We start from the raw sequence: 26,576 nt of genomic DNA on the forward strand, positions 1-26,576 counted from the left end.
GGAGATTAATGATGAGCAGACTGGGAACGATTGTTGAAACCGATGCGGATCAGTTAAAGGTAAAAGTATTCGAAACAAGAGCCGCTATGGGGCAGCGGGCTGCTGCTGATGTAGCTGACAGGATAAAAAGCTTGCTGGGCTCGCAATCTGAAGTACGAATGATTTTCGCTGCAGCGCCATCACAAAACGAGATGCTGCAGGCGTTGGCCGCAGACAAGGATATCGATTGGAACCGCGTCACCGCTTTTCATATGGACGAATATATTGGACTTCCGGCCGATGCCCCGCAGGCGTTTGGTCAATTTTTGAAGGATCGGCTGTTTAATATCGTGCGTCCGGGCAAGGTTCATATTATCGACAGCTCGGCGGATATTGCTGTGGAGGCGCAGCGGTACAGTGGCCTGTTGGCTGAAGCTCCGATTGATATCGTATGTCTGGGTATCGGGGAGAACGGGCACATCGCGTTCAACGATCCACCGGTTGCAGATTTTACAGATCCACTGCTGGTTAAATCCGTTGAGCTCGATTTGGAATGTCGGCAGCAGCAGGTGAACGATGGCTGCTTTGCAGTGCTTGAGGATGTGCCGAAGCATGCCTTAACGTTGACCATTCCAGCGCTGGTAGCCGGCAAGCAGCTGTTCTGCGTGGTACCGGGTCCGACCAAACGGGAAGCGGTGCAGCAAACGTTGAACGGTCCGATCTCGACGGCGTGTCCTGCAAGCATCCTGCGTCGGCATACGAACTGCATGCTGTATGTTGACAAGGCCTCTTATGGCATGGAGTAAAATGGGCTGCTTGATCGTTGATTTAGTATCAGTGAGAATTGTGAGCCCTGCTGGAAGGAGCACTGACGGAGGATGAAAGCGATGGATTTAAAAGCTGCCGTAATCGGCGCCGGGATTATTTCGGACCAGCATTTTGAAGCAATGCAGAGAACGGAAGGCTACACGCCCTGCGCGGTCGTGGATATCAACAAGGATAAAGCTGAACAGGCAGCCAAACGTTATGGCGTTCGAGCTTATACGGATTACCACGAAATGATGGAAACCGAACAACCGAATGTGGCAGCGATTGCCCTGCCGCATTTTTTGCATAAAGAAACGGCCTTGTACGCGGCCGAACGCGGGTGCCATCTGATGCTGGAAAAGCCGATGGCGCTTACCACTACGGAGTGTGATGAGATCATTGCAGCCGCACGTAGAGGGAATATTCGAATTCTGGTCGGGCATACGCAGCACTATATGGCTGAAAATCTGGCGGCTAAAGCGATTCTGAATAGTGGCGAGCTTGGCGAGCTGGTGATGATCAATGATACCCGGCATATTCATTATTATAAAGATAGCAGACCACAGTGGTTTCTTGAAAAAGCGAAGTCTGGCGGTGGTATCCTGGCGAATCTGGGCGCACATTCCATCGACAAGATTCAATGGTTAACCGACAGCTATGTCCGTCGGGTGCGGGCATCGGTCAGTCATCACGGCAAGCGAGGCGACGTGGAGGGCAGCGGCATCATTTGGTTGGAGCTGGATAACGGTATCCCTGCTACGATTGTTCAGTCCGGTTACCCAGGGGCTTCGCGCAATGAGACGGAGCTTATATTCACTGGCGGTATGCTGAAGCTGAACACGGGCCAAGACCTCTGGATCAGCCGGGGAGGCACCTATGAACCAGTCGAAGTGACTGCGATAGCAACTCCGTTCGAGCTGCAGTACAGGGAGCTTCGCGACGCGATTCGTGAAGCACGCGACCCAGAATGCTCAGGAGACTACGGCCGCAGCGTCATTGCTGCTATAGAGCAGGTGTACCGTTCTGCAGAAACGGGTACGGAGCAGGAAGTGACCCGACCGGTATAAACGGCGGGGTCTATAGTCAAGATGGGATTCTGAGACTGCCTCTTCCCCTTCCCCTCCTTAGCCGACCAATTGCAGGAATTCACATAGGAATAATCCTAAAGGAGAGTTAAACGATGATTAATCAGGCACAACCAGCTATAGAGACCATCGAACAATTGGAACAAAAGCTTGCCGAGCCGTCTGACGCTTTGGTGCACGATTTAGCACAAGTTGACGGTGATATTATGCTGCTTGGCATTGGTGGCAAAATGGGTCCGAGTTTGGCCCGTCTCGCCATGAACGCTTTAAAACGCGCGGGTGTCGTAAAAACAATCTGGGGTGTATCACGCTTTTCTGATAAAGCGCTAAAGGACGAGCTGGAACAAGAAGGTGTTCGCACAATAGCCTGCGATCTGCTGGATGACGAGCAGCTGCAGCAGCTACCTGACGTGAAAAATATCATTTACATGGCTGGCAATAAATTCGGCACGACCGGACGCGAGCATTTTACATGGGCGATGAACGCCTATCTGCCTGGCCGTGTCGCGGAGAAGTTCCGCAACTCCCGTATCGTCGTATTTTCATCCGGCAATATTTATCCGTTTACCCCGGTATTCCAAGGTGGTGCAACAGAGGAGACTTCTCCGGCGCCGCTCGGTGAGTATGGGCAGTCAACGCTTGGACGGGAACGAGTTTTCGAGCATTTTTCCCATCAATACGCAATTCCAATGGTTATCTATCGCTTGAATTACGCAATTGATTTGCGGTATGGGGTTTTGCTGGAAGTAGCCAGATCTGTACAATCAGGCAAACCGATTGATGTGACCATGGGTCATGCTAACTGTATATGGCAGGGAGATGCCAATGAAATCGCACTGCGCAGTCTGAATGTGTGTACCAGTCCGCCCAATTTTATCAACGTCACCGGACCCGAAACCATGTCGATGCGCTGGATAGCTGAACAGTTCGGCAAACGTCTGGATAAGGAGCCGGTTTTTATTGGTGAGGAATCGGATATGGCGCTTCTGAATAATGCCTCCAAATCCCATCAGCTGTTCGGATATCCCCGTGTGTCACTGCTGCAGATGATCGATTGGATAGCACAATGGGTGAAAGAAGGCAGGTCCACCTGGAATAAGCCCACACATTTTCAGGAAAGAGACGGTAAATACTAATGATGGCAGCTCATAAAAACTTGTCAGCCGAACAGCTTCGTGCGCTCCACAGCGGATTGGTGATCCCTGCGCACCCGCTTGCTTTGAACAGCGCGCGCCAATTGGATGAGCAGCGGCAGCGCGCGCTGACCCGATATTATATGGCATCAGGAGCCGGAGGTATTGCTGTTGCTGTCCATTCCACGCAATTTGAAATCAGGGAAGAACGCTACAATCTGCTGGAGCCGGTGCTGCGTCTGGCTGCGGAGGAAGTGGACAATGCTCGGTTGACCCGACCGTTTCTGAAGATTGCCGGAATTTGCGGCTTCACCGATCAGGCCTTGGCAGAGGCTGAGCTTGCTGCCAGACTCGGCTATGACGCTGGATTGCTCAGTATGGGCGGTCTGCAGGGCTGGTCAGAGGAGGAAATACTGCGCAGAACCGAAGCCATAGCGGAGGTAATGCCTGTCATTGGTTTTTACCTGCAGCCATCTGTCGGGGGGCGCATATTCAGCTTCGATTTTTGGCGGCGCTTTGCCGAAATTCCCGGAATTGTCGCGATCAAAATGGCTCCTTTCAACCGGTATCAGACGATTGATGTCGTGCGCGCCGTATGTTACTCAAGCCGCCGCGATGAAATCGCGCTGTACACGGGAAATGACGACAACATCATCAATGATTTGTTGACGACTTATCGCTTCAACGTTAATGGTGTATCCGTGGAAAAAACAATAGTTGGCGGATTGTTGGGTCATTGGGCGGTGTGGACGCAGAAAGCGGTAGAGCTGTTGGAGGAAATCAAGGCAGCCCGTCAATCGCAATCTATCGATTCGGCCTGGTTGACGCGAAATATTGAAGTAACGGAATCCAATGCGGCCTTCTTTGATCCCGCACATGCTTTTGCAGGCTGCATTCCAGGCATCCATGAGGTGTTAAGAAGGCAGGGTCTGTTGGAAGGAACATGGTGTCTGAATCCACATGAAACGCTGTCGCCTGGGCAGGCGGAGGAAATTGAGCGGATGTACCGCGATTACCCTCATTTAAACGATGATGAGTTTGTGAAAAACCATTTGGCGGAGTGGTTGGACTAGAGTGGAAGAGAGGGACAGCATGATGCGATTTAAGGATGTATTTTCTATCATTGGCCCCGCCATGGTTGGACCCTCAAGCTCACATACCGCAGGGGCGGTCCGGCTCGGCAGAGTGGCCCGCCGCTTGCTGGCTATTCAGCCGGAATGGGTAGATATTCAGCTCTACGGTTCTTTTGCTGATACGTATAAGGGTCATGGGACGGATTTGGCGTTGATTGCTGGCCTGTTGGATTACGAGCCTGACGATCCCCGTGTCCGGGATTCGTTGGAGAATGCGGAGCGCCTAGGTATACGGGTTACGATAACACCCAGCAGCGGCTTAGCCCAGCATCCGAATACGGCTTTGATCCTCTTGGGCTGCGGTAACCAGCAAATGGCCATCCGCGGCGCATCGATTGGAGGCGGCAATATCGAGCTGGAGCAGGTCAATGGCTTCGACGTCAGATTCAGCGGGGTTTATCCGACACTGCTTGTTTTTCATACGGACCGTACAGGGATGATCTCGGATATTTCCGGTGTGCTCCGTGAATTGGATATCAATATCGGGTACATGGATGTTGATCGTAAGGAACGCAAAGGGGACGCCTTGACGGTCGTGGAAACCGATGGTTCATTTCCAGCTGGATTACAGGAGCGATTGGGCCAATTAGCGGATGTGCAGGATGTACGAATCATCGACTGGGGGGAGGGGAATTCATGAGGTTTCAAACCTTGGATCAGCTATCGTCAATCTGTCAGGCAGAAGGGCAGCCGATTTCCGCTGTTATGCTGCATGATCAAGCCAAGGAGTCGGGCCGTCCGCCCGAGGAGGAATTCGCGAAGATGGCGGATTACTACAGCATCATGAAACAGGCCGTTCATAAAGGCCTCTTCGAGCCGACGCCTTCCCGAAGCGGATTAACCGGCTTCGATGCGCAGCGTGTTACGGCTTATATGGCCAAGGACGAGCCGCTGCTTGGCCCAGCCGCTGCGACAGCGATGGCATACGCGCTTGCGGTGTCAGAGGTCAATGCGTCGATGGGACGCATTGTAGCGACGCCGACCGCAGGCTCCTGCGGAATTATCCCTGGTGTATTTGTCAGCACCCAGGAACGATTCGGCTGGAGCGACGAGCACATGGTCGCCGGGCTGTTCAGTGCAGGCGCGATCGGTTATGTGATCGCCAATAATTCATTCGTGTCTGGCGCCGAGGGCGGCTGTCAGGCAGAGATCGGCTCAGCCATCGGCATGGCGGCTGGTGCGTTGGTCGAGCTGAGAGGTGGAACCTCCGCTCAAGCGATCCACGCCGTGGGACTGGCGCTCAAAAACTCGCTCGGTCTGATCTGTGATCCTGTCGGCGGACTCGTTGAAATTCCCTGCATCGTACGCAATGGCTTCGGTGCGACAACGGCACTGGCCGCAGCAGATATGGCTTTAGCCGGTGTACGCAGCGTGATCCCATCGGATGAGGTCATCCAGGTGATGCTGGAGGTTGGTGCGGCCATGCCTGAGAAGCACAGAGAAACGGCCAAGGGCGGACTGGCCCAGACGCCAACAGGCAAGAGGCTGATGAAGGAGCTGTATGGCACACAAAGCAAGGAGGAGCCACAGCCATGACGAAGCTGATAGCAGCCCCCTTGCGCAAACAATTCAGCTCCAATCCTCAAAAAAGACAGTCCCTTCACGGAACTGTCTTATAACATGCTGGCTTAACTCCCCGAAAGAGTATTGTTATTTGTCACCGCGGTCTACATGAAGTCGGGGCTTCGTATTGCCGGTTGTATCCTTATACATTTCCCGCTCCTGGCTTTCAAGCGGCAGGCTGACGAGCTTCCATTCTGTTTGTCCCATTACCGGATCATAAGGAAATTCATCTCCGCGTTTCAACGTTTCTTCGCGTCCCCATTCGTTTTCATAAATGCCGTCTGTCTCCACTTCATGCCCTGAAACTGGCTCCATGCTCTTGTCCTCAGCCATGTGTACCCTTCCCCTCCTAAATAATAGTGATTTCGTTCGTTAGTATGCGCGCGTTTCCTGCAGCCTAATCACTCTATGCATATTCCGACAAAACGTATATAATCGAAAACAGTGAGCATCGGACCCGGCAATCCTGAGAGTGGAGAGCTACAACAATTAAATAGGGAGAGGGTTCGTTTTGTTTGTGCAGTGGCTTAGACAAGGTTTCTTTGGCAATGTCCGCAATGATGTATTATCCGGTATTACGGTAGCACTCGCCTTGATTCCCGAGGCAATTGCTTTTTCGATTATGGCGGGTGTAGACCCGATGGTAGGGCTGTACGCGTCCTTCACGATTGCAGTCACCATTTCGATTGTGGGCGGTAGACCCGGCATGATTTCGGCGGCAACTGGAGCTATGGCTTCATTAATGGGGCCGATAATCGTGAAGTACGGCTTGGACTATTTATTCGCGGCAACGGTACTGACCGGATTGCTCCAGCTTATTCTTGGCGTATTTAAGGTAGGAAGGTTTATTACCTTCGTTCCGCATTCGGTTATTATCGGGTTTGTGAATGCGTTGGCTATTATTATTTTCATGGCGCAGCTGCCCAATTTTGTCGGTGAATCCTGGCCGATGTATGCGATGGTAGCAGGGACGCTCGCGATCATTTATTTGCTTCCGCTTCTAACTAAAGTAGTGCCCTCCGCGTTGGTGGCGATTATCGTGATGACGGTTGTTGCGATTGCATTGAAGCTTGATATTCGCACCGTAGGCGATATGGGCGAGATTCGACAGGCGCTGCCTTTACTGCATATTCCGCAAATTTCGTGGTCTTGGCATACATTGCTGATCCTGCTGCCTTATTCTCTGGCGTTGGCGATTGTTGGCATGACGGAATCCTTGCTGACCGCAACCATTGTCGATGAAATGACGGAAACTGGCAGTGACAAAAACCGCGAGGTTCGCGGGCAAGGGATTGCCAATATGATCAATGGATTGTTTGGTGGCATGGCTGGCTGTGCGATGATCGGACAAACGGTCATTAACATCAAGTCTGGTGGCAGGACGCGGCTGTCAACGCTCGTTTCAGGGGTGTTTCTTCTATTCTTGATTCTTGTGCTTGGCGATATCGTGAAGCAAATTCCGATGGCAGCGCTGGTTGGTGTGATGTTCATGGTGTCGATCGGAACTTTTGATTGGGGAGCGGTTCGGACTCTGGGCAAAATCCCTCGCAGTGATGCAGTGGTGATGGTGCTGACGGTGGCTATTGTCGTGGCTACATCGAATCTGGCAATTGGCGTCGTTTCGGGAGTCGTACTCAGTGCGCTCAACTTTGGCTGGAGAATGGCGAAGCTGAACTGTCAGATAATTATTCGCGAGGAGTCGAATCTATTCAAATATGAGGAAGCTCTTAAGCAGTATGTGATAACGGGGCCGTTATTTTTTGGTACGATGACCCATTTTATTGAGCTATTCGAGCCGCATACAGACCCCGATCATATCATGATTGACCTTAAAGGATCTCACATTTGGGATCATTCCGCAGTCACGGCCATCACCAAGGTTACGGAAAAATACAGGGCTTTGGGGAAAAAAATTACAATCACCGGACTCGACCCGCAGAGCCGCCAATTGATGGAAGCGTATCGAAATATAGAGATATTATGAACATCCTGTTTATACCATTGACAGCCTATAAATAGTGGTGGTAGAGTTAAGACCTAGTAAAAGAGTAGGATTTGCAAAAGATGTAGGGGGAATCGTAATCATGAATAAAATTAAACAAAGTATAGCCTTATTGCTCGTGCTGATTCTGGCAGTGAGCTTGGCAGCTTGTGGAGCCAAACCGGAAGCCAAAGCACCGGAAGCTGCGAGTGGTGCAGCGAGTACAGGTGCCGTATCGTTGGAGAACAAAAAAATTGCATTGATTATGCAAATCAACCTGGGCACGTTCTCGGCTCAATATATAGAAGGCGTTAAAGAGCAGGTCGAAAAGCTGGGTGGTAAAGTAACGGTATTTACAGCTGAAGGCGATTTGGCCAAAATGTCCTCCAATCTGGATGCGGCCATTAATCAAAAGATGGACGGTATCCTGATCGACCACGGTACAGCAGAAGCTTTAGAAGCTGGAGTGAAAAAAGCATTGGAGAAAAAGATTCCGGTTATTGCCTTTGATGCGGACATCAAGCTTCCAGGCGTAACGGTATTAGAGCAAGGCGATCAAAAGATGGCTGAGCTTACGCTCGACAAAATGGGCAAGGACATGGAAGGCAAAGGCAATATCGTGAAGATCTGGGTAGCAGGCTTCGCGCCAATGGAACGTAGACAAGTGGCTTACAAAGCATTCATGGATAAAAACACAGGAATCAAGGAAGTAGCGGCATTCGGAGCGGCTTCGGCCAACACGGCGTTGGATACCCAAGCGCAAATGGAAGCTATTCTTAAGAAATACCCGAACAAAGGCGACATTACAGCTGTATGGGCTGCATGGGATGAGTTCGCTAAGGGCGCTGCCCGTGCGATTCAACAAGCAGGACGCAGTGAAATCAAAATTTACGGTATCGATATGAGCGACGAGGATTTACAGATGATTCAGGACACGAAGAACCCATGGGTTGCTTCTGCTGCTGTAGATCCTAAGGATATCGGACGCATTCAAGTACGTTTCTTATACCAAAAGCTGCATGGCGACCAAACACCGGATAAAATCGTGTTAGACCCGGTTTTCGTATCGAGAGACCAACTGCCGGCTACGCAAATTTCCACAACGCAATTGAGCGAGCACGTTAAAGGCTGGGGCAAGAGCGAGCAAGGCTACACCGATTGGTTGAAGCAAGCTGAGAAGAAATAATCGAGTTTTTAGATATTTAGTATCCCATCGATCTGGATCGATGGGATTTTCCATTGAAATGAGGAGCGTGATGCCAGGATGACGAGTTCCATCACCTTATTGCAAATGAGTCACATCTCCAAGTCATTTCCCGGAGTAAAGGCACTGCAGCAGGTTGATTTTGCGGTTAGCGGAGGCGAAATTCATGCACTGCTTGGAGCTAATGGGGCAGGCAAAAGCACATTAATCAAAGTGATGTCCGGTGCCTATTTGCCTGATGAGGGCGAGATCGCGATTGATGGCAAGCCGCTTGCGATCAGCGGTCCAAGCGACGCCATTCAGAGTGGTATTCAATGCGTTTATCAGGAAGTGGATACAGCTCTTGTACCTAAGCTTACAGTTGCGGAAAATATTATGCTGGATCGGATGACGAACGGCAGCGGCTGGTTAAGTTGGAGTCAAATCGAGCGGGAAGCCGCCCGTATATTAACCGACATTGGACTTACGGTTGATGTGAGAAGGCAGGCTGGGGAACTGAGCATCGCGCAAAAGCAAATGGTGCTCATTGCCCGTGCATTAGCGCAAAAGGCCAAGTTTATTATCTTCGATGAGCCTACAGCGCCACTCAGCAATGAGGAAGCGGACCAGCTATTTCGAATTATGGAACGGCTCAAGGCTGATGGTGTAGGCTGTATATTTATTTCTCACCGCTTGAATGAAGTGTTCCGGATCAGTGACAAGGTAACAGTGATGCGTGATGGTCGGATTATTGCTACCCAGGCTGCGGCGGATACTAGTGTAAAAGTCGTCATCGAGCAGATGCTTGGCAGAACCTTTGAAGAAGAGTTCCCCAAAGTAGAGGTGCCGATCGGCGGACCGTTATTGGTGGCGAGAGATTTGACGCTGGGGACCAAGGTTCGCGGAGTGAACTTATCCGTGCATAGCGGGGAAATTGTCGGCATCGTAGGCTTGGTGGGAGCTGGTAAAACCGAGTTGTCCCGTCTGCTGTTCGGAGCCGATCCGCTGGAGCGAGGAGAGATTGAGCTGCAAGGGAAGCGGTTGAAGCTCAGCAATCCAAGCGATGCGGTGCGTGAAGGCATTGCGCTGATTCCAGAGGAGCGTCGCAAGCAGGGTATTCTTGTTGAACAGTCGGTCAAGCACAACCTGTCTCTGCCGCTGCTTAAGCTGTTCAGCCGATTTGGTTTTGTTCAGCAGTCGCAGGAAGCTGCCAATGCCAAGGCCATGATCCAGCAATTGGGCGTTCATCCTCCGAATATGGAGCAGTTGGTGAAATATTTGAGCGGAGGCAACCAGCAGAAGGTTGCTGTCGGAAAGTGGCTGCCTACAGACGCGCAAATCTATATTTTCGATGAGCCGACCAAGGGCGTCGATATCGGAGCCAAAAGTGATATATTCCGTTTAATTGGCCGACTTGCCGGGGAAGGCAAAGGGATTATTTATTGCTCCTGCGAAATCGCCGAGATTTTGGGGATAGCGGATCGGATACTCGTTATGAGCTACGGCCAAATCGTGAAAGAGCTGCGTCGGGATGAAGCCACGCAGGAACAAATTTTGTACTACGCGAGCGCTGGGGAGGCTACGTTTCAGTGAAAGATAAATTTCTGGATTACTCATATAAGTATGGGGCATTAGTGATCATTGCCCTGGTCATCGTGTTGTTTTCTCTCAGCAATGAAAACTTTTTGTCCTACGACAATTTGGCCGATATATTACGTTCGATATCGATCGTTACTTTTGTAGCGATAGGCGTGACCTTCTCGCAAATTGTAGATGGCTTCGATCTTTCGGTAGGCTCGACGGTTTCACTTACGACTGTTGTAGTGGCTTCCATGATGGTATTTTATCAGCTGCCGCTCATCTTGGTATTAACGGTTCCGTTACTGATCGGCGTATTGATCGGTTTGTTAAATGCGCTGCTGATCGTTAAGGTTCGCATCCCCGATCTATTGGCGACATTAGCGGTCATGTACATTATCGGTGGGGTACACAAGACGTACACCAAAGGATTTTCCATTTATAACAACATGCAATTACCGGACGGATCGAAGGCACCAGGCAAATTCACGGAGTCCTTTCTCTGGATCGGTCAAGGCAAGCTGTTCGGTCTGCCTGTCCCTGTGCTGCTGATGATCATTGCGGTTGTGCTTGTGCACATATTTTTGACCTATACTCGCTGGGGACGTCAATTGTATGTAACCGGAGGCAATCAGGAAGCCGCGCGTCTGTCAGGTATTCAGGTCAATCGGGTGCGTACGATGGCTTATGTGCTGTCAGGAGTTTTTGCTGCTATGGGCGGTCTGCTGTTTGCAGCCCGTGTCGGATCGGGTCAAATTGATGCGGGTGCTCCCGTGCTGATGGAATCGGTAGCTGCCGTATTTGTCGGTTATTCGGTGCTGGGTGCCGGGAAGCCCAACGTTATTGGTACGTTCTTTGGAGCTGTTCTTATCGGAGTGCTGCTGAACGGATTAACGATGCTGAATTTGCCGTATTATGCGTTCGATATTATTAAAGGGCTTGTTCTCGTACTGGCGCTTGCAATCACATTTATCCATTTAACGCGCCGACGCTCAGCTTAATCGGTTATAATGAGGTAACAACTGGATCATGCAGCCCTGCTGCATGATCAGGCATGATGAACGAGAGGGCATACACGATATGGCGTTATGGGGTACAATCATTAATGCGGTAGCCATCATTGTCGGCGGTTTGCTGGGATTGATGCTGAATCGCTTGAGTCAGGGCATCCGCAGCACGGTGATGCAGGGGATAGGACTGGCTCTGGTAGCACTGGGTTTGTCGATGACGTTGAAGTCGACGAATTTTTTGCTCATAGTGGCAAGTCTGGTGCTTGGCGGACTGCTGGGCGAGCTGCTGCGTGTGGAACGAAATCTAGAGGCTCTGGGCCGACAGTTGGAGCGGATGGTTAATGCGTTAAGCCGTTTCATCCGCAGGCGCTCTAGAGGCGGGAAACATAGCGAGTTGGCTGATTTACAGTCAGAAGCCCAAGTTCAAGGCAGGATTGCCGCTGGGTTTGTGAACACAACATTGATTTACTGCGTTGGTGCGATGGCGATTCTGGGATCACTCGACAGCGGACTGCGTGGACAACATGATATTTTATATGTAAAGGCTATGATGGATGGCTTTTTAACGGTTATATTTGCCTCTACGATGGGTGTTGGGGTTCTATTCTCGGCATTCTCGGTGTTTCTTTATCAGGGAGCTATAGCACTTGCCGCTTCAGGCATCGCCTCCTTGGTGGACAAGGCTGCACTCGATGAGATCATTATGCAAATTACGGCGGTTGGTGGTGTTTTGATTATGGGCATCGGCATTAATTTGTTGGAGCTGCGCAAAATTAACGTCGCCAATCTGCTGCCCTCTGTGCTCGTAGCGGCACTTGCGGTTCCTTTCGTTCATTGGATATCGACCTGGTAAATGTAGAGATAAGCACTGACAATTGTTGTCGGTGCTTTTTGAGATAGAGTTCGACAAGCTGGCGATGCTGATGCCGGACATACCACAGCTGAAAGGAGAATAAGACTGTGTTTTATTCCTTAAAAAATCGCTTGATTGCCTCGTTTGTTGTGCTGCTTGTGCTTTCTTTTGGAACCGTTTCCTTTCTGCTGTTTAATGAATCCCGTTCTATTGTCAGATCCTATATTGAATCGTCGGCTCTGGAGAAAATGGACGAATACGGCTCCTACATCAACATGGCGCTTAATCAAATCTATGATTTATCGTCTCTTGTGTATAATAGCGATGTGACCAAAAGCTGGGATATCGCCTTGTCTGATCCTTCTTTGTCCTCAGGGGAAAAGATGCTGTCCAACATAGAGCTAAGCCGGTTTTTGACCCAGACGACCAACAATTATTCAGGCGTTTCCTCGGTGTCGATTTATCGACCAGAGGGCTTGTGGATCAGCATTGGCAATCAGGTGGTTGCGGATAAGGAATTTCTCGAGGAGCCGTGGTACAAGGATTTTATGCAGAATGGGAACCATTGGGTATCTGCTCACAATGATCAGGTCGAATCCAGACAATCGAAGCCTTATCAGGTGGTGAGCTTGCTGCTGCCGATCGGTACCTTCGAACCTTCTCTTTACAAAAGTGTGATGAAGGTTAATGTGAGTGTCGATTTTTTTCTGGAGCCGCTCAAACGGATACATCTCGGAGACAGCGGCACGATCTTTTTGCTGGATCAAAACGGTCTTCCGATTCTTTCGCAACATGAATATGCATCCGATCCCGAAACGATCAGAAATGTAGAGGCTGTCAAGACTGTACGTGCGCGTCAAGGTGTCCTGTATGTACCGAATGACCGGGGTATGAACGATATTGTGGTTTACAAAAAGCTGAATCAGTGGCTGCTGGTCGGCATCGTATCTGAGCAGGATCTGTACGCCAAGCTGTACACGCTTCGCAATAGCATCATTCTGTTTACTACTTTACTGCTGCTGTGCGCAATTCTTGTGGCGACATGGCTTTCACATGGAATTACGAAGCCTTTGTCGCGACTGGCCTCTGCAATGCGTTCCGTGCAAAAAGGCGACTTCGCCCATGCGGAAAGCCGTATTCCTGCCGATCAGATCGTTCGCAATGAGGTTGGTTATGTGACCTCGACATTTCGCAATATGGTGGAGCAGCTGAGGCATCATATCAAAACCGAGTTTGAGCTGAAGCTGCTTCGCCAGCAGGCTGAATATAAAGCGCTGCTTCTGCAAATCAACCCGCATTTTTTGTTCAACACATTGGAGCTGATGAGCAGCCTGTCGATGCAGCAGCGCACCGGAGATACGGTTAAAGTGATCGAGTCGTTAGGCAAAATGATGCGGTTTTCGCTTCGAATCAGCGAGGATCTGGTACCGCTGCAGGAGGAATTAACTTACCTGAAGCATTACGTCTCGATCCTGCAAATACGCTTCGGGGAAAGACTGGATATTTCGACCCAGGAAGAGGGGGACATGGACAGCAGGCAAATGGTGAAATTTATTTTGCAGCCATTGGTGGAAAATGCGGTCAAATACAGCTTCCTTCATCAAACGATAGCGAAGGTGGTCATTCGAATATACAGCGAGCCGGAGCAGGTGCGCTTAATCGTTGAGGATAATGGTCCTGGCATAGCCGAGGAATTGATACAGCGGTTGTATGCAGAATCGCTATCCTCCCAGTTCGATCACATCTTGAATACGGGATCCAGACAGATCGGATTGCGTAATGTGCTGGCGCGCTGTCAGCTGTATTACGGAGCACGCTTCAGCTTCACTATCGAATCGCCGCAGGATCACGGAACCCGGATCGAGCTGATCCTGCCTGTACAGCAGATGCTGACGAAATGAATGAGTCTTATCCATACCAAAGTAGGAGGTGCCCCATATGTATCGAGTCATGATTGTGGATGACGAGCCGGAAATTAGACTCGGGTTAAAGCTGAAGGCCGACTGGGACAGCCTGCGATTGATGGTCGTTGCCGAAGCCTCGAATGGTATTGAAGCGTTGGAACGGTTGGCATCTGACGCCATCGACCTGGTTATAACCGATATGAATATGCCGGTGATGAACGGGGTTTCTTTTCTGGAAAGCTGTCACGAGCAGCACCCAGGACTTAGGATCATCGTGATTACCGGATACGAGGATTTCCATTATGCCAGAGCGGCGGTACGCAATCAGGCACGTGATTATTTGCTCAAGCCTGTAGCTCAGGATGAGCTGATGGCTGCTCTGCGCAAGGTAACACAGGAGCTGAATGAGGAGAGAAACCTCAAAAACGAGCAGGCAGAGGTACGTTGGCGGCTTTCCCAATATTATGTCGAGATGAAGGAGCATTTTATTGTTCATTTGGTCAAGGAGGAGCTTAAACCAGGGCAGGCCGAGCAGGAGCGCGCAGAGCTGTTCTTGCTGCGTGATTGGAATGAGCGGATGGTCAGCTTCCTGACCATCGGATTTAAGGAGCGTAAGTCAGGTAAGACGCTAACCAGCACTGCTGCATCTACATCCTTAGACATTAAGGACAACAGCTCATCGGCCTCCACAAATTGTATAGCAGCCGATCGATCTGATCCCGCTGATACACGCACACCCGACAAGCTCCGTCTGCCTTTCGAAATGATTTGCCGGGAGTTTGCCCAGCTTCACACCGGTCAGCCGCAGGTGTTTCGTGACCCGAATTACCCAGGGCTGATGCATTTCATCGTTGACCATGATAATGAGGCGGCTGCATCGTTCGTCGAAGAGCTGCGTACGAGTATAATCGAATATTTATCCTTCGAGCCTGCTATCAGCATCGGGCAGCCGATAAGTGGCTTTAGCAAGTGGAAGGAAGGGTATATGTCGTCCCTGATAGCCTGGAATTTGCTTGAGAGCGATGTAGGTAGTACAGCTAAGGAATTCGCAGACAACAGACCTGCATTAACCGAGGATGTAGCTAAAATCATTCAAAGACAGCTGTCGCGCGGCGAATTGGAGCTGTTCACCCAGACGGTTCGTAAGGAGCTGACAGATGCCTTTATCGATTCACAGGTGCAGTTTGTCAAGCTGGTTCTCCAGCTCTATTTGCTGCTGGACTCCATGGCTTATGCAGCCGGTGTGCAGTTGGATGCCGGGGAACAGTTGTGGGTAAGGCCGGATATGGTACTGGCCTTGGATACGATAGATAAAGCACAAGGCTTTCTGGTCCATTTGGGTCAGAAAATCGATCTTAAAACAAAGGCTGACACGGAGGACCCGGAGCAATCGATGATCCAGGCAGCCTTGCAGTTTATTGACGGCAATTATATGTATGAATTGAATTTGACGATGCTTGCCGAACGCTTTAGCTACAATTCCTCCTATTTCTCGGAGCTGTTTAAGTCCAAGGTAGGCAAAACATTTATCCAATATGTGACCGAGGTGCGTATGGCCCAGGCGATGCGGCTGCTGGTGGATACCCCGCTCAGCTTGTGGGATATCGCTGAATTGACCGGTTTTTCCAATGCCAGCTACTTCTCCTCCAAATTTAAACGCATGTATGGGGTCACCCCATCCGATTGTCGCCACAGTCCACCTGAAAAATTTAATAATGAACTGCCGAAGAAATAGAATTCATAACAAGTCCTCTGATCTGTATGATAAGGTTATCGTTCGTAACTACACACGGATCATTTCCATAAGATCAGGATTAGGAGGCCACCATGCAATCTTCGCGCAAACCAACCCGATACCGACAGAATCGTACAGCATATTTGTTTTTGCTGCCGTGGCTGATCGGTTTTTTCTGTCTGACGCTGGGCCCGATGCTCGGCTCGCTATATTTGTCCTTGACCAAGTTCAACCTGCTGTCTTCGCCACGGTGGCTGGGATTCGACAATTATGTGCAGATTTTTACAGATGACAGTATGTTCTACCATTCCTTGAAATTAACGTTTCAGTATGTATTGTTCTCCGTTCCGCTGCGGCTCATCTTCGCTTTATTGGTGGCGATGGCTTTGAATAAAGGGATTCGAGCGCTTGGGATTTACCGGACCGTCTATTATATTCCCTCATTGCTTGGCGGCAGTGTGGCAATTGCGATTGTTTGGCGCAAAATATTCGATGGCAACGGGCTTTTTAATCATTTTCTCAGCTGGTTCGGTATAGAAGGACCGTCCTGGATCGCTAATCCGAACTTTGTGCTGTATACGATAGTCACGTTGTCCGTTTGGCAGTTCGGTTCGGCTATGGTCATTTTTTTGGCTGGCTTGAAGCAAATTCCTGCCGATCTGTACGAAGCCTCCCAGGTGGATGGTGCCGGCAAAACCCGTCAGTTTTTTCAAATCACACTGCCGCTGCTGTCACCGGTCTTGTTTTTTAACCTCGTCATGACGATCATCAATTCGTTTCAGGTGTTTACACCGGGCTTTGTGATTGGAGATGGACGCGGAGGGCCGATGGACTCGACAATGTTCTATACCCTGTATTTATATTTAAAAGGCTTCTCCTTTTTCGATATGGGCTATGCTTCCGCACTGGCCTGGATCATGCTCGTCATGATCGGAGGCTTAACGGCTATCGTTTTTGCAACCTCGAAGTATTGGGTTTTTTATGGAGACGGCAAGGAAGAGAAGGGGTGACGATATGATAACCAAATCCACATATGCTAACGGAGTCAAGCATCTCATCATTATTGCGATTGGACTTGTGATGATGTATCCCGTATTATGGCTGCTCAGCAGCTCATTTAAGCCGAACAATCTGATTTTTTCCGATACGACCTTGTGGCCTAAGGAATTTACTTTAACTAATTACATAAACGGCTGGAAAGGGCTGCAGGGGATATCGTTTCTTCGCTTCTTCACCAACTCGGCGCAGATTTCCGTCATGTCCGTATTGGGTAATGTGATTACTTGCTCGTTGGCGGCTTTTGCTTTTGCCCGGCTCGATTTCAAATACAAGAAGCTGTGGTTCAGTATGATGCTCGTGACGATTATGCTTCCGTATCATGTTACACTGGTGCCGCAATATATTTTGTACAAAAACTTTGAGTGGATCAACACGTATCTGCCCTTGATCGTTCCCAAATGGCTGGCTCACGACTCGTTCTTCATTCTGTTGATGGTGCAGTTCATCCGCGGTATTCCGAAGGAGCTTGATGAGAGTGCGACGATAGATGGCTGCGGAGAAGGTCAGATATATTGGAAAATCATTCTTCCACTGCTGGTGCCTGCATTGATTACGACGGCAATCTTTACGTTCATCTGGACTTGGGACGACTTTTTCAGTCAAATGATTTATTTGAATAACGTCAAGCTGTTTACGGTACAGTTGGGTATTCGCTCACTGTTTGACCCTGCCGGAGAGTCGGACTGGGGTGCGCTGCTGGCGATGTCGGTACTGTCGCTGATTCCGATTATGACGATTTTCCTTACGTTCCAAAGGTACTTTCTGGATGGTATAGCCACCACGGGTATTAAGTAATCCGAAAAAATTAATAATGAAGTGCCGAAGGAAACCGATTCATCCAGAAAGCGTTATCCATTATGATCAGAACACAAGCTTCCATAATCAGTTAAGGGGGATTACAAAAATGAAAAAAAGTGTTTCATTTGCTGCCATAGCAGCATTGATGGCCGTTACTTCCGCTTGCGGAGGCAGTACAGGTGGTACACCAACGGGTGCTGCAGACAGCACTGCTAAGGATGCCGCCAAAAAAGAGCCGGTTGAGCTTCGTATAATGTGGTGGGGCGACCAGAAGCGTGCGGACCGGACGAATGAGGCTTTGCGTAATTTCGAGAAGAAGAACCCGAATATTAAAATTGTTGGTGAATTCGCGCCAAGCTCAGGCTATTTCGATAAATTAAACACACAGCTGGCTTCAGGCACGGCGCCGGATGTATTTTTCCTCGGAGGCAATGTCGTCGATTATGCGAATAAGGGCGTATTGCTGGATGTCGGTTCTTATGTCGGCAAAGAGCTGAATCTGACTGATATGGACAAGTCGATGATTGAATACGGGACGATCAAAGGCAAGCTGCTGCACGTATCAGCTGGCGCGAATGCCCGAGGTGTTCTTGTGAATACGGAGCTGTTCAAGAAGGCTGGTGTCGAGCTGCCGAAAGAAGGCTGGACCTGGGATGATTTCAGCCGAATTGCCAAGGAGCTGTCCCAGAAGCTGGGCAAGGATTACTACGGTACCTATGACTATACAGTGGACGGCATGGACATTTATTTGAAACAGAACGGCAAGCAGCTGTACGATATGGACGGCGGCAAGCTTGGCTTCGAGCAAAAGGATGTAGAGCCATGGTTCGCCTACTGGGATAAGCTGCGCAAGGAAGGAGGAGGTGTGACACCTGAGCTGCAGGTGTCCAACCCTCCAGGAGATACGAGCAAGTCGCTTATTGTAACCGGTAAAGTCGCGATGAGCCTGATTGCCTCCAATGCACTCGGTGCGCATCAGAATCTGATCAAGGACAGCCTGACACTGGTTCCACTGCCGCGTGGTCCTAAAGGCACTGCTGTTATTTTTGAATCGAGCCAAGGGATGTCTGGCTATAACAAAACGAAATATCCAAAAGAGGTTGCACAGCTGATGAGCTACTGGATCAATGATCCGGACGCAGCCAAAATTCTCGGTAATGACCGTGGTGTTCCGGTAACCGCTCCAATGCGCGAGTTGCTGAAGAAGGAAGCTACACCGGTTGACCAGATCATCTACGATTACACGAGCAAGGTGTCGGATGCGGCCAAGAAAGAACCGGTCAAAGTCAGCTACAACCCTCCAGGCTTTACGGAATATTCCAAGCTTGCGGAAACGACCGTTCAGGAAATCGGATTTGGCAAAAAGGATGTTAAAAAAGCAGTCGACGACTTTTATAATGGTGTTGTGAAAATCTTCAATAACAATAAATAATCCAATTAGCAAGGAATGGGCAGCTACTCGAATACATTCGGGTGCTGCCTGTTCTTGTCGCACAAGTAAATACGAATGAGAAGAGGCGAGTATGATGAGTGAAGCCCTATTAGAACGGCTAAGGCAAATCAATATAGATGACAAGGTGGGCATATTGAAGAAACCGTCCGATGCGGATGTGCTGGCTGAGTGGAAGCGATCAGGAGTCCGTTTTGCTGCATCCTCCGCACGTTTTGAGGGCGTGTATGACAGCGCTGTGCGCAAGCTGCTCGATTGTATCGTGCCAACCGGCGGTGTCGGAGGCAGCGAGCAAGTCTCTCAAGCCGTTACGGGTAAGGGTAGCGATATAAGCGGCACCGCAAGGAAGCCGATTCTTCACGAAGGAGGCATCTATCTCGGCTGCTGGCTGGAGAGCACCGGTTCCATTAACGCGGAATTGTTGTCGCGCTTCATTCCTTCTGTATCTGAGGCTTCCTTTGAAAGCTTTGCTGATTTTCAACGCGAAGACGGTCAGCTGCCTTATAAAATAACGGAGCATGGCGCTGCCTATCGACAAATTCAGATGGTAACGCCGCTCGCCAGAAGCGTCTGGAATCACTATTTGCTGAATGGACGCAATCAACAATTTTTACGAAAAATGTATTCCGCCATGAAGCGCTTTGACGAATGGCTGGTTGCTTATCGCAATACGCGGGGAAGCGGCTGTGTGGAAGCTTTTTGCACATTTGATACCGGACATGATTTATCGCCCCGATTCTGGCATGTTCCTGACACACCACATGGGGATGATGCACGGTACTGTAATCCCGATTCGCCGATTCTTCCTTTTCTCGCACCAGACCTGACGGCTAATGTATACTGCCAGCGTCTTTATTTACACCGGATGGCTGAAGAACTGGGCGAAACCGGTATAGATTGGAAGGCCAAAGCAGAGGAAAGCCTGAACAGCTTATTCAACTACTGCTATGATGAGCAGGATGGATTTTTTTATGATCTGGATCGTAATGACGAATGGGTAAAAGTGCAATCCGATGTGCTGCTGAGAGTGATGGCGTGTGAGGTCGGTGACCGTGATTTTTTCGATAAGACGCTGCGCCGCTATTTATTGAATACTAGCAAGTTTTTTGCCAAATATCCGTTTACCTCCATGTCCATGGATGATCCGCGATTCGATCCCTTCTCCAGCTATAATAGCTGGGGCGGAGCCTCCAATTTCTTAAGCTTGATCCGTACCCCGCATGCGTTTGAGCATCATGGACGTTATGTGGAGCTGACCTGGGTGATCTTTCCGATTTTATCGGCATTTTTGAGTGTGGAGCGTTTTGCTCAATGCTTAAGCCCTTGGACAGGGAAGGAAGGGTACACAGAGACGTATTCCCCGGCGATTTTGTGTTTGCTCGATTATGTAGAACGGTTGAGCGGTATACTGCCAACGCCGGAGGGACAGCTGTGGTTCACCGGATTGGTTCCTTATACGATGGACCACGGTGAAGAGGTTGCCAATGAAACGGCGTACAGCCGCACGATTGAAGGCAACGAGTTCGAGCTTGTGAATACACGCGAGCAGGTGGTTGTTTATCGAAACGGGGAGAAGTATTTGCAATTTCCGAGTGGCATTAGGGTTGTAACCGACCGTCAGGGCTGCTTGGAATCGATTGTCGGGATGTCGGTCCGCACAGTCGAGGGTGAGCTTCGGTATGAGGGCAAGGTTTATTCGATCACAATCAAAGGGAATGAAATACAGCAGTTTGATCTTGGGGAGTTTACAAGTGTGTCTGACCCTGGCGTTATAGCTCCAACTTATCGATAAGTAATATTAGGTAAAATGACCACCTCCAAAACTACTTTTAAAGTGGCTTTGGAGGTGGTTTTGTTTTGTATGTTTGGCGATACTCCATGTATGGGGAACATTTTCTTTTAATGATAAAATCCGATGTTTGAATCACCAATTTATGGTATGGTAGAAGGATGAATTCACAAGTAAGGAGGAGTTTGGCGTGACGTTTGTAAAAAAGCTCTCATGGTTTTTTCGACAACAGTGGGCTAGATATGGTATGGCGATTATCCTCATGGCAACGGTAAACCTTTTAAGCATTATACCACCCAAAATGATCGGTAACGTCATTGACCAAATCCGTACAGGAGGATTGACCGAAGCAGAGCTTTATCGAAATGTCATGCTGCTGGTGGGCTTGGCAGTGATGATTTATGTCATCGTGTATATATGGATTACAACCTTGTTCGGTAATTCTATTTTGTTGGAGAAGCTGCTCAGAGGCAGACTGCTGCAGCATATGACCAAGATGTCGCCGTCCTTCTTCCAACGAAATACAACCGGTGAGCTGATGGCGCTGGCGACCAATGATGTGCTGGCTATCGGCCAAACGGCTGGTTACGGGGTGATGACGCTGGTCAATACGTTGGTCGGTACTGCTGTTGTACTCATCACGATGGTATCACTCATCAGCTATAAGCTGATGCTGGCTGCATTGATTCCGCTGCCGTTCCTGACGATTGTCATCAGTATGCTGGGGAAACGTATGCGTAAGCGGTTTGTGGCCGCACAGGCCTCTTTCGGACAGATGAATGATCGTGCGCTCGAATCGATATCGGGAATGCGTGTCATTCGGTCCTATGTACAGGAGGAGCACGATATCGCCAAGTTCGACGAGGTTACGAAGGACGTTATGACCAAAAATATGAAGGTTGCCGCGATCAACTCGCTGTTCCATCCATCGATATCGACGATTGTCGGGTTAAGCTATGCGATTGGGATCGGTTACGGCTCTTACATGGTATTTCATAATCAAATATCGCTTGGGCAGCTGGTTTCCTTCAATATTTATCTCGGTATGCTGATTTGGCCGATGATTGCATTCGGTGAATTTATTAATATATTACAGCGTGGGACGGCATCCGTGGATCGGTTATCAGCAAGCTTTGCTCAAACCGCAGACGTTCAGGATCATGACCCCGTAGTAGCTGTAGCTCAGCCGGGACGGATTGAGCTGCAGCAATTAAGCTTTCGTTACCCGGGAGCCGAACACGACAGCTTAAATGGAATTTCATTGCAGCTTGAGCGCGGACAGACGCTTGGGATCGTCGGTCGGACCGGCAGTGGGAAAAGTACGTTGCTGAAGCAGATGCTAAGGCAGTATCCGATAGAGCCGCAGAAGCTGTTAATTTCGGGCATTCCTATAGAACAGATTGCACTTTCGCAGGTTCGCGGCTGGATGGGCTACGTGCCGCAGGAGCACCTGCTCCTATCCAAACCGATTCGCGATAATATTGCCCTTGGCAATCAGGAAGCGACGGAAGAGGATATTCGCAAAGCGATTGAAATGGCTTCCTTTACTCAGGATCTGGAGCAGCTGCCGGAAGGCTTGGATACGATTGTTGGCGAGAACGGAGTGATGCTCTCAGGCGGTCAAAAGCAGAGGGTGAGCATTGCGCGCGCCTTGCTGGTCAATCCGGAGATATTAATTTTGGATGATTCGCTATCAGCTGTCGATGCACGAACCGAAAGCATGATTCTGAACAATCTCCGTAAGGAACGCTCAGGCAAAACAACGCTGATCGCGACACATCGGCTTTCTGCAGTGATGCATGCCGATTGGATTATCGTTCTTGATGATGGACGAACCGTCGAAGAAGGAACACATGAGCAGCTGATGCTGCACGGCGGGTGGTACAAGGAGCAGTTTGACCGTCAACAGATGGAGGCAACCCTGGCAGGTTGAGATAACACGCAAATAAGAAGATCAGCAAATAGAAGATCAACAAAAAAGCAGCGCGAAGCGTGAAAGGAATGGAACCATGGCATCCCAACAAACGGTAGTTCGAAGGCTGGCTTCTTACGCATTAATTTACAAAGTGCGTATTATGGCCGCGCTGCTTGTACTGTGCTGTGCGGTAGGAGCGGAGCTGGGCGGTCCTTATATCGCGAAAACGATTATTGATAAACACATCAGCAGCGTACAGCTGCCTTGGTACGAAGCCAAGGAATATCCGGCTTTAGCGCAAACCATGAAGGCTGTCGAGTTAAACGGCCTTATTTATTACCGCAGCGATTGGCTGCATGCCGATTCGTCAGAAGCCAGACAGCAAGCGATCCGTTCAGGATGGAAGGAAGTACGCTTCATGCAGCTGGAGAGCGGAATGTACCTGATCAATACAGCTCAGGATTTTGATGGTAATTGGTCAGTTCAGCCCGCTACGGCAGCTGAGCTGAGTGGAGCGGCTCCGGAATCTTCACAAGTAACCGTGCAGGTCATACGCAAAGGGGCCGCAGCTGAACTGTACCCGGCCCGCAAGCTATCCTCATCGGAGGTAGCTTCGCTTTATCAATACGAGGTAGGTCCTGTATTGGGCTGGCTTGGGGTATTCATTGCTTTGCTGGTCATTGCCAGTACCCTGCATTATATCCAGGCATACACACTGCAATCGACGGCGCTGCGAATCATTCAGAGGATGCGGATGGACCTGATGCGACATATTCAAAAGATTCCACTGCGGTTTTTTGATAACACGCCGATTGGTCAGGTTGTCTCCCGCGTTGCCAATGATACGGAAGCGATCCGCGACCTTTTTATGAGCTTTATGGCTACCTTCGTGGTCAGTACAATTAATGTTGTTGGTATTTATGTAGCTTTGTTTTTACTGAATGTCCAATTGGCCCTGGTTACATTGATTTTGATACCGTTATTTATCGCTGTGATGTGGGTGCATCTGAAGTTTTCCAAAGGTTATATTGCTATCATGCGTGCCCGATTGAGTGATATGAACGCAATGATCAGTGAATCGATTGCTGTGATGCCGATCATACAAGCTTTTCGTCAAGAGAAGGCCCGATTGAAAGAATTTGAAGTTTTGAATGAGGACCGTTACCGCAGCAATCAAAAGCAATTGCGTGTATTTTCACTATCCTCCCGTAATTTTACCGGTCTGGTCGGATCGTTGTTCACAGCCGGAACAATCTGGTATTTTGGCGGGCAATCGCTGCAGACGGCCATTTCGTTTGGTGTATTTTATGCCTTTATTGACTATTTGGGACGGTTTTTTCAGCCGATTATCGGGATTTTTGACCAGTTAACGAACGCCCAGCGGGCTGTTGTGTCGGCAGAGAAAGTATTTTATATTCTCGATCTGGAAGGTGTTGAGCTGGAGAACGCAATTGGCTTAGCCAGACCGGAGGGCCATGTTGCCTTTGATAATGTTACCTTTGCCTACAAAGAAGGTGAGCCGGTGCTGAGGAACATCACGTTCGAGGCCAAAAAAGGCGAGACGGTTGCGCTTGTTGGCCATACAGGATCAGGCAAAAGCTCAATTATGAACCTGCTGCTCGGTTTTTACGAGCCCTCCGGAGGCGAAATCCGTATTGATGGGCGCAGTATTGCGGGAATATCGAAGCAGGCGCTGCGCAAGCATATGGGGATTGTTCTACAGGATCCGTTTCTGTTCGCTGGCGATATTAAATTCAATGTAGGCTTGTATAATGAAGCGATTGACGAGCGCAAAGTCAAACAGGCGCTGGCTGATGTGGGAGCTGCCGGGTTCATTGAAAAACTCCCCAAGGGCTATGATGAGCCGGTAGTCGAGCGGGGAAGCACATTGTCAGCTGGTCAAAGACAGCTCATTTCCTTTGCAAGAGCGCTTGCCTTTGATCCCTCGATTCTGATATTAGATGAAGCGACTGCCAGTATCGACAGTGAAACTGAAGGCTTGATTCAACAGGCGCTGCAAGTCGTCAGTGAAGGCCGAACGACGTTTGTGATCGCCCACCGGCTGTCGACGATTCGTGATGCTGATCTGATTCTCGTTTTGAATCATGGCGAGATTGTTGAGCGCGGCAATCATGAGCAGTTGATGGAGCTGCAGGGACGCTACTACAGGATGTATCAGCTGCAAAAGGGCGGGGACAATAACAAACATGAGACAGCTCACAACCAGCCAACTTCTACAACTTCATAAACACAACCTTGGACCCATGAATAAGAGCAGGTATCAGAGATTAGCAGCCCTATACAACGGGTATTAAAGAATGAGACATTCTGGATCGTCTGCAACCTTACAAATCGAATATTCGTAGTAATATTGAAAAAGCATGAGCAACGGAACGACCTAACCGTTTGCGGCATGCTTTTTTAGGACGATCATCTCAGCACCTATTTAAACAACAGATCCTCGGCTTCACCAAGTTGCAAAGGTACTGTATCGTTAGGGAGCTGGCTTTAATGGGGAAATCTGTCGTTTTGCGTCAGGTAATGAAAAGGCTATAGTAAAGAAAAGATACTCAAGAGGGAGGGAAGAAGATGAAGGGGAAACGTTTTGAAAATATGAATGGCGTCCGACATGGCAAGGTTCTTAAGGATTTACGTCAATGGCGCAAAGAGCGTAAGGAAAAAATCAAGGACTTATCCTATGTGGTACCGACCTGTGAGCAGAAGGAAATTGATTTTCTTCGCAGTAATCGGGAGAAAACGACGATCACCTGGATCGGTCACTCCACCTTTCTGATTCAAATGGGCGGCTTCAACCTGCTGACTGATCCGGTCTGGTCGGAACGAATGGGACTGGAGCGGCGTCTGGCGCCTCCAGGCTTACGTATGCAGGAACTGCCTCGTATCGATGCCGTGCTTATTTCGCACAGTCATTATGATCATATGGATATGCGCACCTTACGAGCGTTCAAAGATACACCTTTATATGTACCCGAAGGACTTAGCGGCAAGCTGCGAGCCAGAGGCTATGCTCATGTAACGGAGCTGAGCTGGTGGGGTCATGTGCAGCTTGGAGGCATTGAGCTGCACTTTGTGCCAGCGCAGCATTGGACACGCCGGACGCCGTTTGATATTAACCGCTCGCATTGGGGCGGTTGGGTCATTCAGCCTGCGACCCGTACGGACGTGGAGCGTGAGGCGGTGTATTTTGTCGGGGATAGTGGCTACTTCCCCGGCTTCCAGCGGATTGGCGAAAGGTTTGCGATCCGCTATGCTTTGATGCCGATCGGTGCTTATGAGCCGGAATGGTTTATGTCCTTGCAGCATGTTTCGCCTGAGCAAGCGATACAAGCTTTCATCGATGTCCAGGCGGAGGAATTTATCCCGATGCACTATGGAGCTTTCCGACTGGCAGACGATACTCCGCGCGAAGCGTTGGATCGTTTGTATGCGGAATGGAGCAGGCGGGAGCTGCCCATAGATAAGCTGCGGGTATTGAAGCATGGTGAAACGTTGATCAAGTCATAACTATTCAAATAATATAAAATGAATAACCCCCCGGAATCACTCCTAAAGTGAGTTTTGGAGGGTTATCATCATCTTGGTAAATTAAATCGATACCAT

21 protein-coding genes are annotated in these 26,576 nt (G+C 49.5%); 20 read left to right on the forward strand and 1 reads right to left on the reverse strand.

All coding sequences use genetic code 11. The features are described 5' to 3' along the window. Positions 1 to 8: 8 nt before the first annotated feature. The 6 genes from OB236_RS28405 (at position 9) to sdaAA (ending at position 5,673) form a co-directional block, all read left to right on the forward strand. Positions 9 to 785 (forward strand): glucosamine-6-phosphate deaminase, encoded by a 777-nt coding sequence (locus OB236_RS28405; RefSeq protein WP_408638526.1) that lies wholly within the window; start codon positions 9 to 11, stop codon positions 783 to 785. 72 nt (positions 786 to 857) lie between these two features. Next, positions 858 to 1,853 carry a Gfo/Idh/MocA family protein gene (locus OB236_RS28410; RefSeq protein ID WP_262686943.1) on the forward strand — a complete coding sequence of 332 codons (996 nt, stop codon included), beginning with the start codon at positions 858 to 860 and terminating at the stop codon, positions 1,851 to 1,853. A gap of 113 nt (positions 1,854 to 1,966) precedes the next feature. Next, complete coding sequence (locus tag OB236_RS28415) at positions 1,967 to 3,007, forward strand: NAD-dependent epimerase/dehydratase family protein (RefSeq protein WP_408638527.1); 1,041 nt, start codon at positions 1,967 to 1,969, stop codon at positions 3,005 to 3,007. A 2-nt stretch (positions 3,008 to 3,009) separates the two neighbouring features. Beyond that, on the forward strand, positions 3,010 to 4,077 hold the full coding sequence (locus OB236_RS28420; RefSeq protein ID WP_262686989.1) for a dihydrodipicolinate synthase family protein: 1,068 nt from the start codon (positions 3,010 to 3,012) through the stop codon (positions 4,075 to 4,077). Positions 4,078 to 4,099: 22 nt separating this feature from the next. Then, on the forward strand, positions 4,100 to 4,777 hold the full coding sequence (gene sdaAB / locus OB236_RS28425) for an L-serine ammonia-lyase, iron-sulfur-dependent subunit beta (protein ID WP_076230640.1): 678 nt from the start codon (positions 4,100 to 4,102) through the stop codon (positions 4,775 to 4,777). After that, the gene (sdaAA, locus tag OB236_RS28430; RefSeq protein WP_262686944.1) at positions 4,774 to 5,673 is read left to right on the forward strand and encodes an L-serine ammonia-lyase, iron-sulfur-dependent, subunit alpha; all 900 of its coding nucleotides are present in this window, start codon (positions 4,774 to 4,776) and stop codon (positions 5,671 to 5,673) included. The genes sdaAB and sdaAA overlap by 4 nt, the downstream gene beginning before the upstream one ends. Positions 5,674 to 5,787: 114 nt before the next feature. Here sdaAA and OB236_RS28435 read toward each other — a convergent pair whose 3' ends face one another. Beyond that, complete coding sequence (locus OB236_RS28435) at positions 5,788 to 6,033, reverse strand: hypothetical protein (RefSeq protein ID WP_076230361.1); 246 nt, start codon at positions 6,031 to 6,033, stop codon at positions 5,788 to 5,790. A 178-nt stretch (positions 6,034 to 6,211) separates the two neighbouring features. Here OB236_RS28435 and OB236_RS28440 point away from each other — a divergent pair, with 178 nt between their 5' ends. The 14 genes from OB236_RS28440 to OB236_RS28505 all read left to right on the forward strand — a co-directional run bounded on the left by OB236_RS28440 (position 6,212) and on the right by OB236_RS28505 (position 26,480). Beyond that, positions 6,212 to 7,684, forward strand: a complete 1,473-nt coding sequence (locus tag OB236_RS28440; RefSeq protein ID WP_262686945.1) for a SulP family inorganic anion transporter — start codon at positions 6,212 to 6,214, stop codon at positions 7,682 to 7,684. Between the two features lie 100 nt (positions 7,685 to 7,784). Then, positions 7,785 to 8,867: a sugar ABC transporter substrate-binding protein gene (locus tag OB236_RS28445; protein WP_076230359.1), complete on the forward strand. Its 1,083-nt coding sequence runs from the start codon at positions 7,785 to 7,787 to the stop codon at positions 8,865 to 8,867. A gap of 78 nt (positions 8,868 to 8,945) precedes the next feature. After that, entirely contained in the window at positions 8,946 to 10,457 is a 1,512-nt protein-coding gene (locus OB236_RS28450; RefSeq protein WP_262686946.1) for a sugar ABC transporter ATP-binding protein, read from the forward strand. Then, positions 10,454 to 11,443, forward strand: a complete 990-nt coding sequence (locus OB236_RS28455; protein ID WP_262686947.1) for an ABC transporter permease — start codon at positions 10,454 to 10,456, stop codon at positions 11,441 to 11,443. The genes OB236_RS28450 and OB236_RS28455 overlap by 4 nt, the downstream gene beginning before the upstream one ends. A 79-nt stretch (positions 11,444 to 11,522) precedes the next feature. After that, positions 11,523 to 12,305: a DUF554 domain-containing protein gene (locus OB236_RS28460; RefSeq protein WP_262686990.1), complete on the forward strand. Its 783-nt coding sequence runs from the start codon at positions 11,523 to 11,525 to the stop codon at positions 12,303 to 12,305. A 107-nt stretch (positions 12,306 to 12,412) separates the two neighbouring features. Beyond that, positions 12,413 to 14,206, forward strand: coding sequence for a cache domain-containing sensor histidine kinase (locus tag OB236_RS28465; RefSeq protein WP_262686948.1), 1,794 nt, complete (start codon positions 12,413 to 12,415; stop codon positions 14,204 to 14,206). A gap of 37 nt (positions 14,207 to 14,243) precedes the next feature. Then, positions 14,244 to 15,944: a response regulator transcription factor gene (locus OB236_RS28470; protein ID WP_262686949.1), complete on the forward strand. Its 1,701-nt coding sequence runs from the start codon at positions 14,244 to 14,246 to the stop codon at positions 15,942 to 15,944. Between the two features lie 92 nt (positions 15,945 to 16,036). Continuing rightward, positions 16,037 to 16,954 (forward strand): carbohydrate ABC transporter permease, encoded by a 918-nt coding sequence (locus OB236_RS28475; RefSeq protein WP_262686950.1) that lies wholly within the window; start codon positions 16,037 to 16,039, stop codon positions 16,952 to 16,954. Positions 16,955 to 16,958: 4 nt separating this feature from the next. Further along, entirely contained in the window at positions 16,959 to 17,798 is an 840-nt protein-coding gene (locus OB236_RS28480) for a carbohydrate ABC transporter permease (RefSeq protein WP_262686951.1), read from the forward strand. 109 nt (positions 17,799 to 17,907) lie between these two features. Continuing rightward, positions 17,908 to 19,233 carry an ABC transporter substrate-binding protein gene (locus tag OB236_RS28485; protein ID WP_262686952.1) on the forward strand — a complete coding sequence of 442 codons (1,326 nt, stop codon included), beginning with the start codon at positions 17,908 to 17,910 and terminating at the stop codon, positions 19,231 to 19,233. Positions 19,234 to 19,327: 94 nt separating this feature from the next. Beyond that, on the forward strand, positions 19,328 to 21,043 hold the full coding sequence (locus OB236_RS28490) for an MGH1-like glycoside hydrolase domain-containing protein (protein ID WP_262686953.1): 1,716 nt from the start codon (positions 19,328 to 19,330) through the stop codon (positions 21,041 to 21,043). Between the two features lie 187 nt (positions 21,044 to 21,230). After that, positions 21,231 to 22,973 (forward strand): ABC transporter ATP-binding protein, encoded by a 1,743-nt coding sequence (locus OB236_RS28495; RefSeq protein WP_317259392.1) that lies wholly within the window; start codon positions 21,231 to 21,233, stop codon positions 22,971 to 22,973. A gap of 76 nt (positions 22,974 to 23,049) precedes the next feature. Then, complete coding sequence (locus OB236_RS28500) at positions 23,050 to 25,203, forward strand: ABC transporter ATP-binding protein (protein ID WP_262686954.1); 2,154 nt, start codon at positions 23,050 to 23,052, stop codon at positions 25,201 to 25,203. Between the two features lie 341 nt (positions 25,204 to 25,544). Then, entirely contained in the window at positions 25,545 to 26,480 is a 936-nt protein-coding gene (locus OB236_RS28505; protein WP_262686955.1) for an MBL fold metallo-hydrolase, read from the forward strand. Positions 26,481 to 26,576 lie beyond the last annotated feature (96 nt).

The sequence above is a fragment of the Paenibacillus baimaensis genome, assembly GCF_025567575.1.

Bases quoted from the DNA above. Each gene is read 5' to 3' on its own strand.
- OB236_RS28415 (WP_408638527.1), top strand. From the start codon at position 1,967: ATGATTAATCAGGCACAACCAGCTATAGAGACCATCGAACAATTGGAA.
- OB236_RS28475 (WP_262686950.1), top strand. From the start codon at position 16,037: ATGCAATCTTCGCGCAAACCAACCCGATACCGACAGAATCGTACAGCA.
- sdaAA (WP_262686944.1), top strand. From the start codon at position 4,774: ATGAGGTTTCAAACCTTGGATCAGCTATCGTCAATCTGTCAGGCAGAA.
- OB236_RS28410 (WP_262686943.1), top strand. From the start codon at position 858: ATGAAAGCGATGGATTTAAAAGCTGCCGTAATCGGCGCCGGGATTATT.
- OB236_RS28480 (WP_262686951.1), top strand. From the start codon at position 16,959: ATGATAACCAAATCCACATATGCTAACGGAGTCAAGCATCTCATCATT.
- OB236_RS28485 (WP_262686952.1), top strand. From the start codon at position 17,908: ATGAAAAAAAGTGTTTCATTTGCTGCCATAGCAGCATTGATGGCCGTT.
- OB236_RS28445 (WP_076230359.1), top strand. From the start codon at position 7,785: ATGAATAAAATTAAACAAAGTATAGCCTTATTGCTCGTGCTGATTCTG.
- OB236_RS28505 (WP_262686955.1), top strand. From the start codon at position 25,545: ATGAAGGGGAAACGTTTTGAAAATATGAATGGCGTCCGACATGGCAAG.
- sdaAB (WP_076230640.1), top strand. From the start codon at position 4,100: ATGCGATTTAAGGATGTATTTTCTATCATTGGCCCCGCCATGGTTGGA.
- OB236_RS28470 (WP_262686949.1), top strand. From the start codon at position 14,244: ATGTATCGAGTCATGATTGTGGATGACGAGCCGGAAATTAGACTCGGG.
- OB236_RS28500 (WP_262686954.1), top strand. From the start codon at position 23,050: ATGGCATCCCAACAAACGGTAGTTCGAAGGCTGGCTTCTTACGCATTA.
- OB236_RS28420 (WP_262686989.1), top strand. From the start codon at position 3,010: ATGGCAGCTCATAAAAACTTGTCAGCCGAACAGCTTCGTGCGCTCCAC.
- OB236_RS28460 (WP_262686990.1), top strand. From the start codon at position 11,523: ATGGCGTTATGGGGTACAATCATTAATGCGGTAGCCATCATTGTCGGC.
- OB236_RS28450 (WP_262686946.1), top strand. From the start codon at position 8,946: ATGACGAGTTCCATCACCTTATTGCAAATGAGTCACATCTCCAAGTCA.
- OB236_RS28490 (WP_262686953.1), top strand. From the start codon at position 19,328: ATGAGTGAAGCCCTATTAGAACGGCTAAGGCAAATCAATATAGATGAC.
- OB236_RS28435 (WP_076230361.1), bottom strand. From the start codon at position 6,033: ATGGCTGAGGACAAGAGCATGGAGCCAGTTTCAGGGCATGAAGTGGAG.
- OB236_RS28405 (WP_408638526.1), top strand. From the start codon at position 9: ATGATGAGCAGACTGGGAACGATTGTTGAAACCGATGCGGATCAGTTA.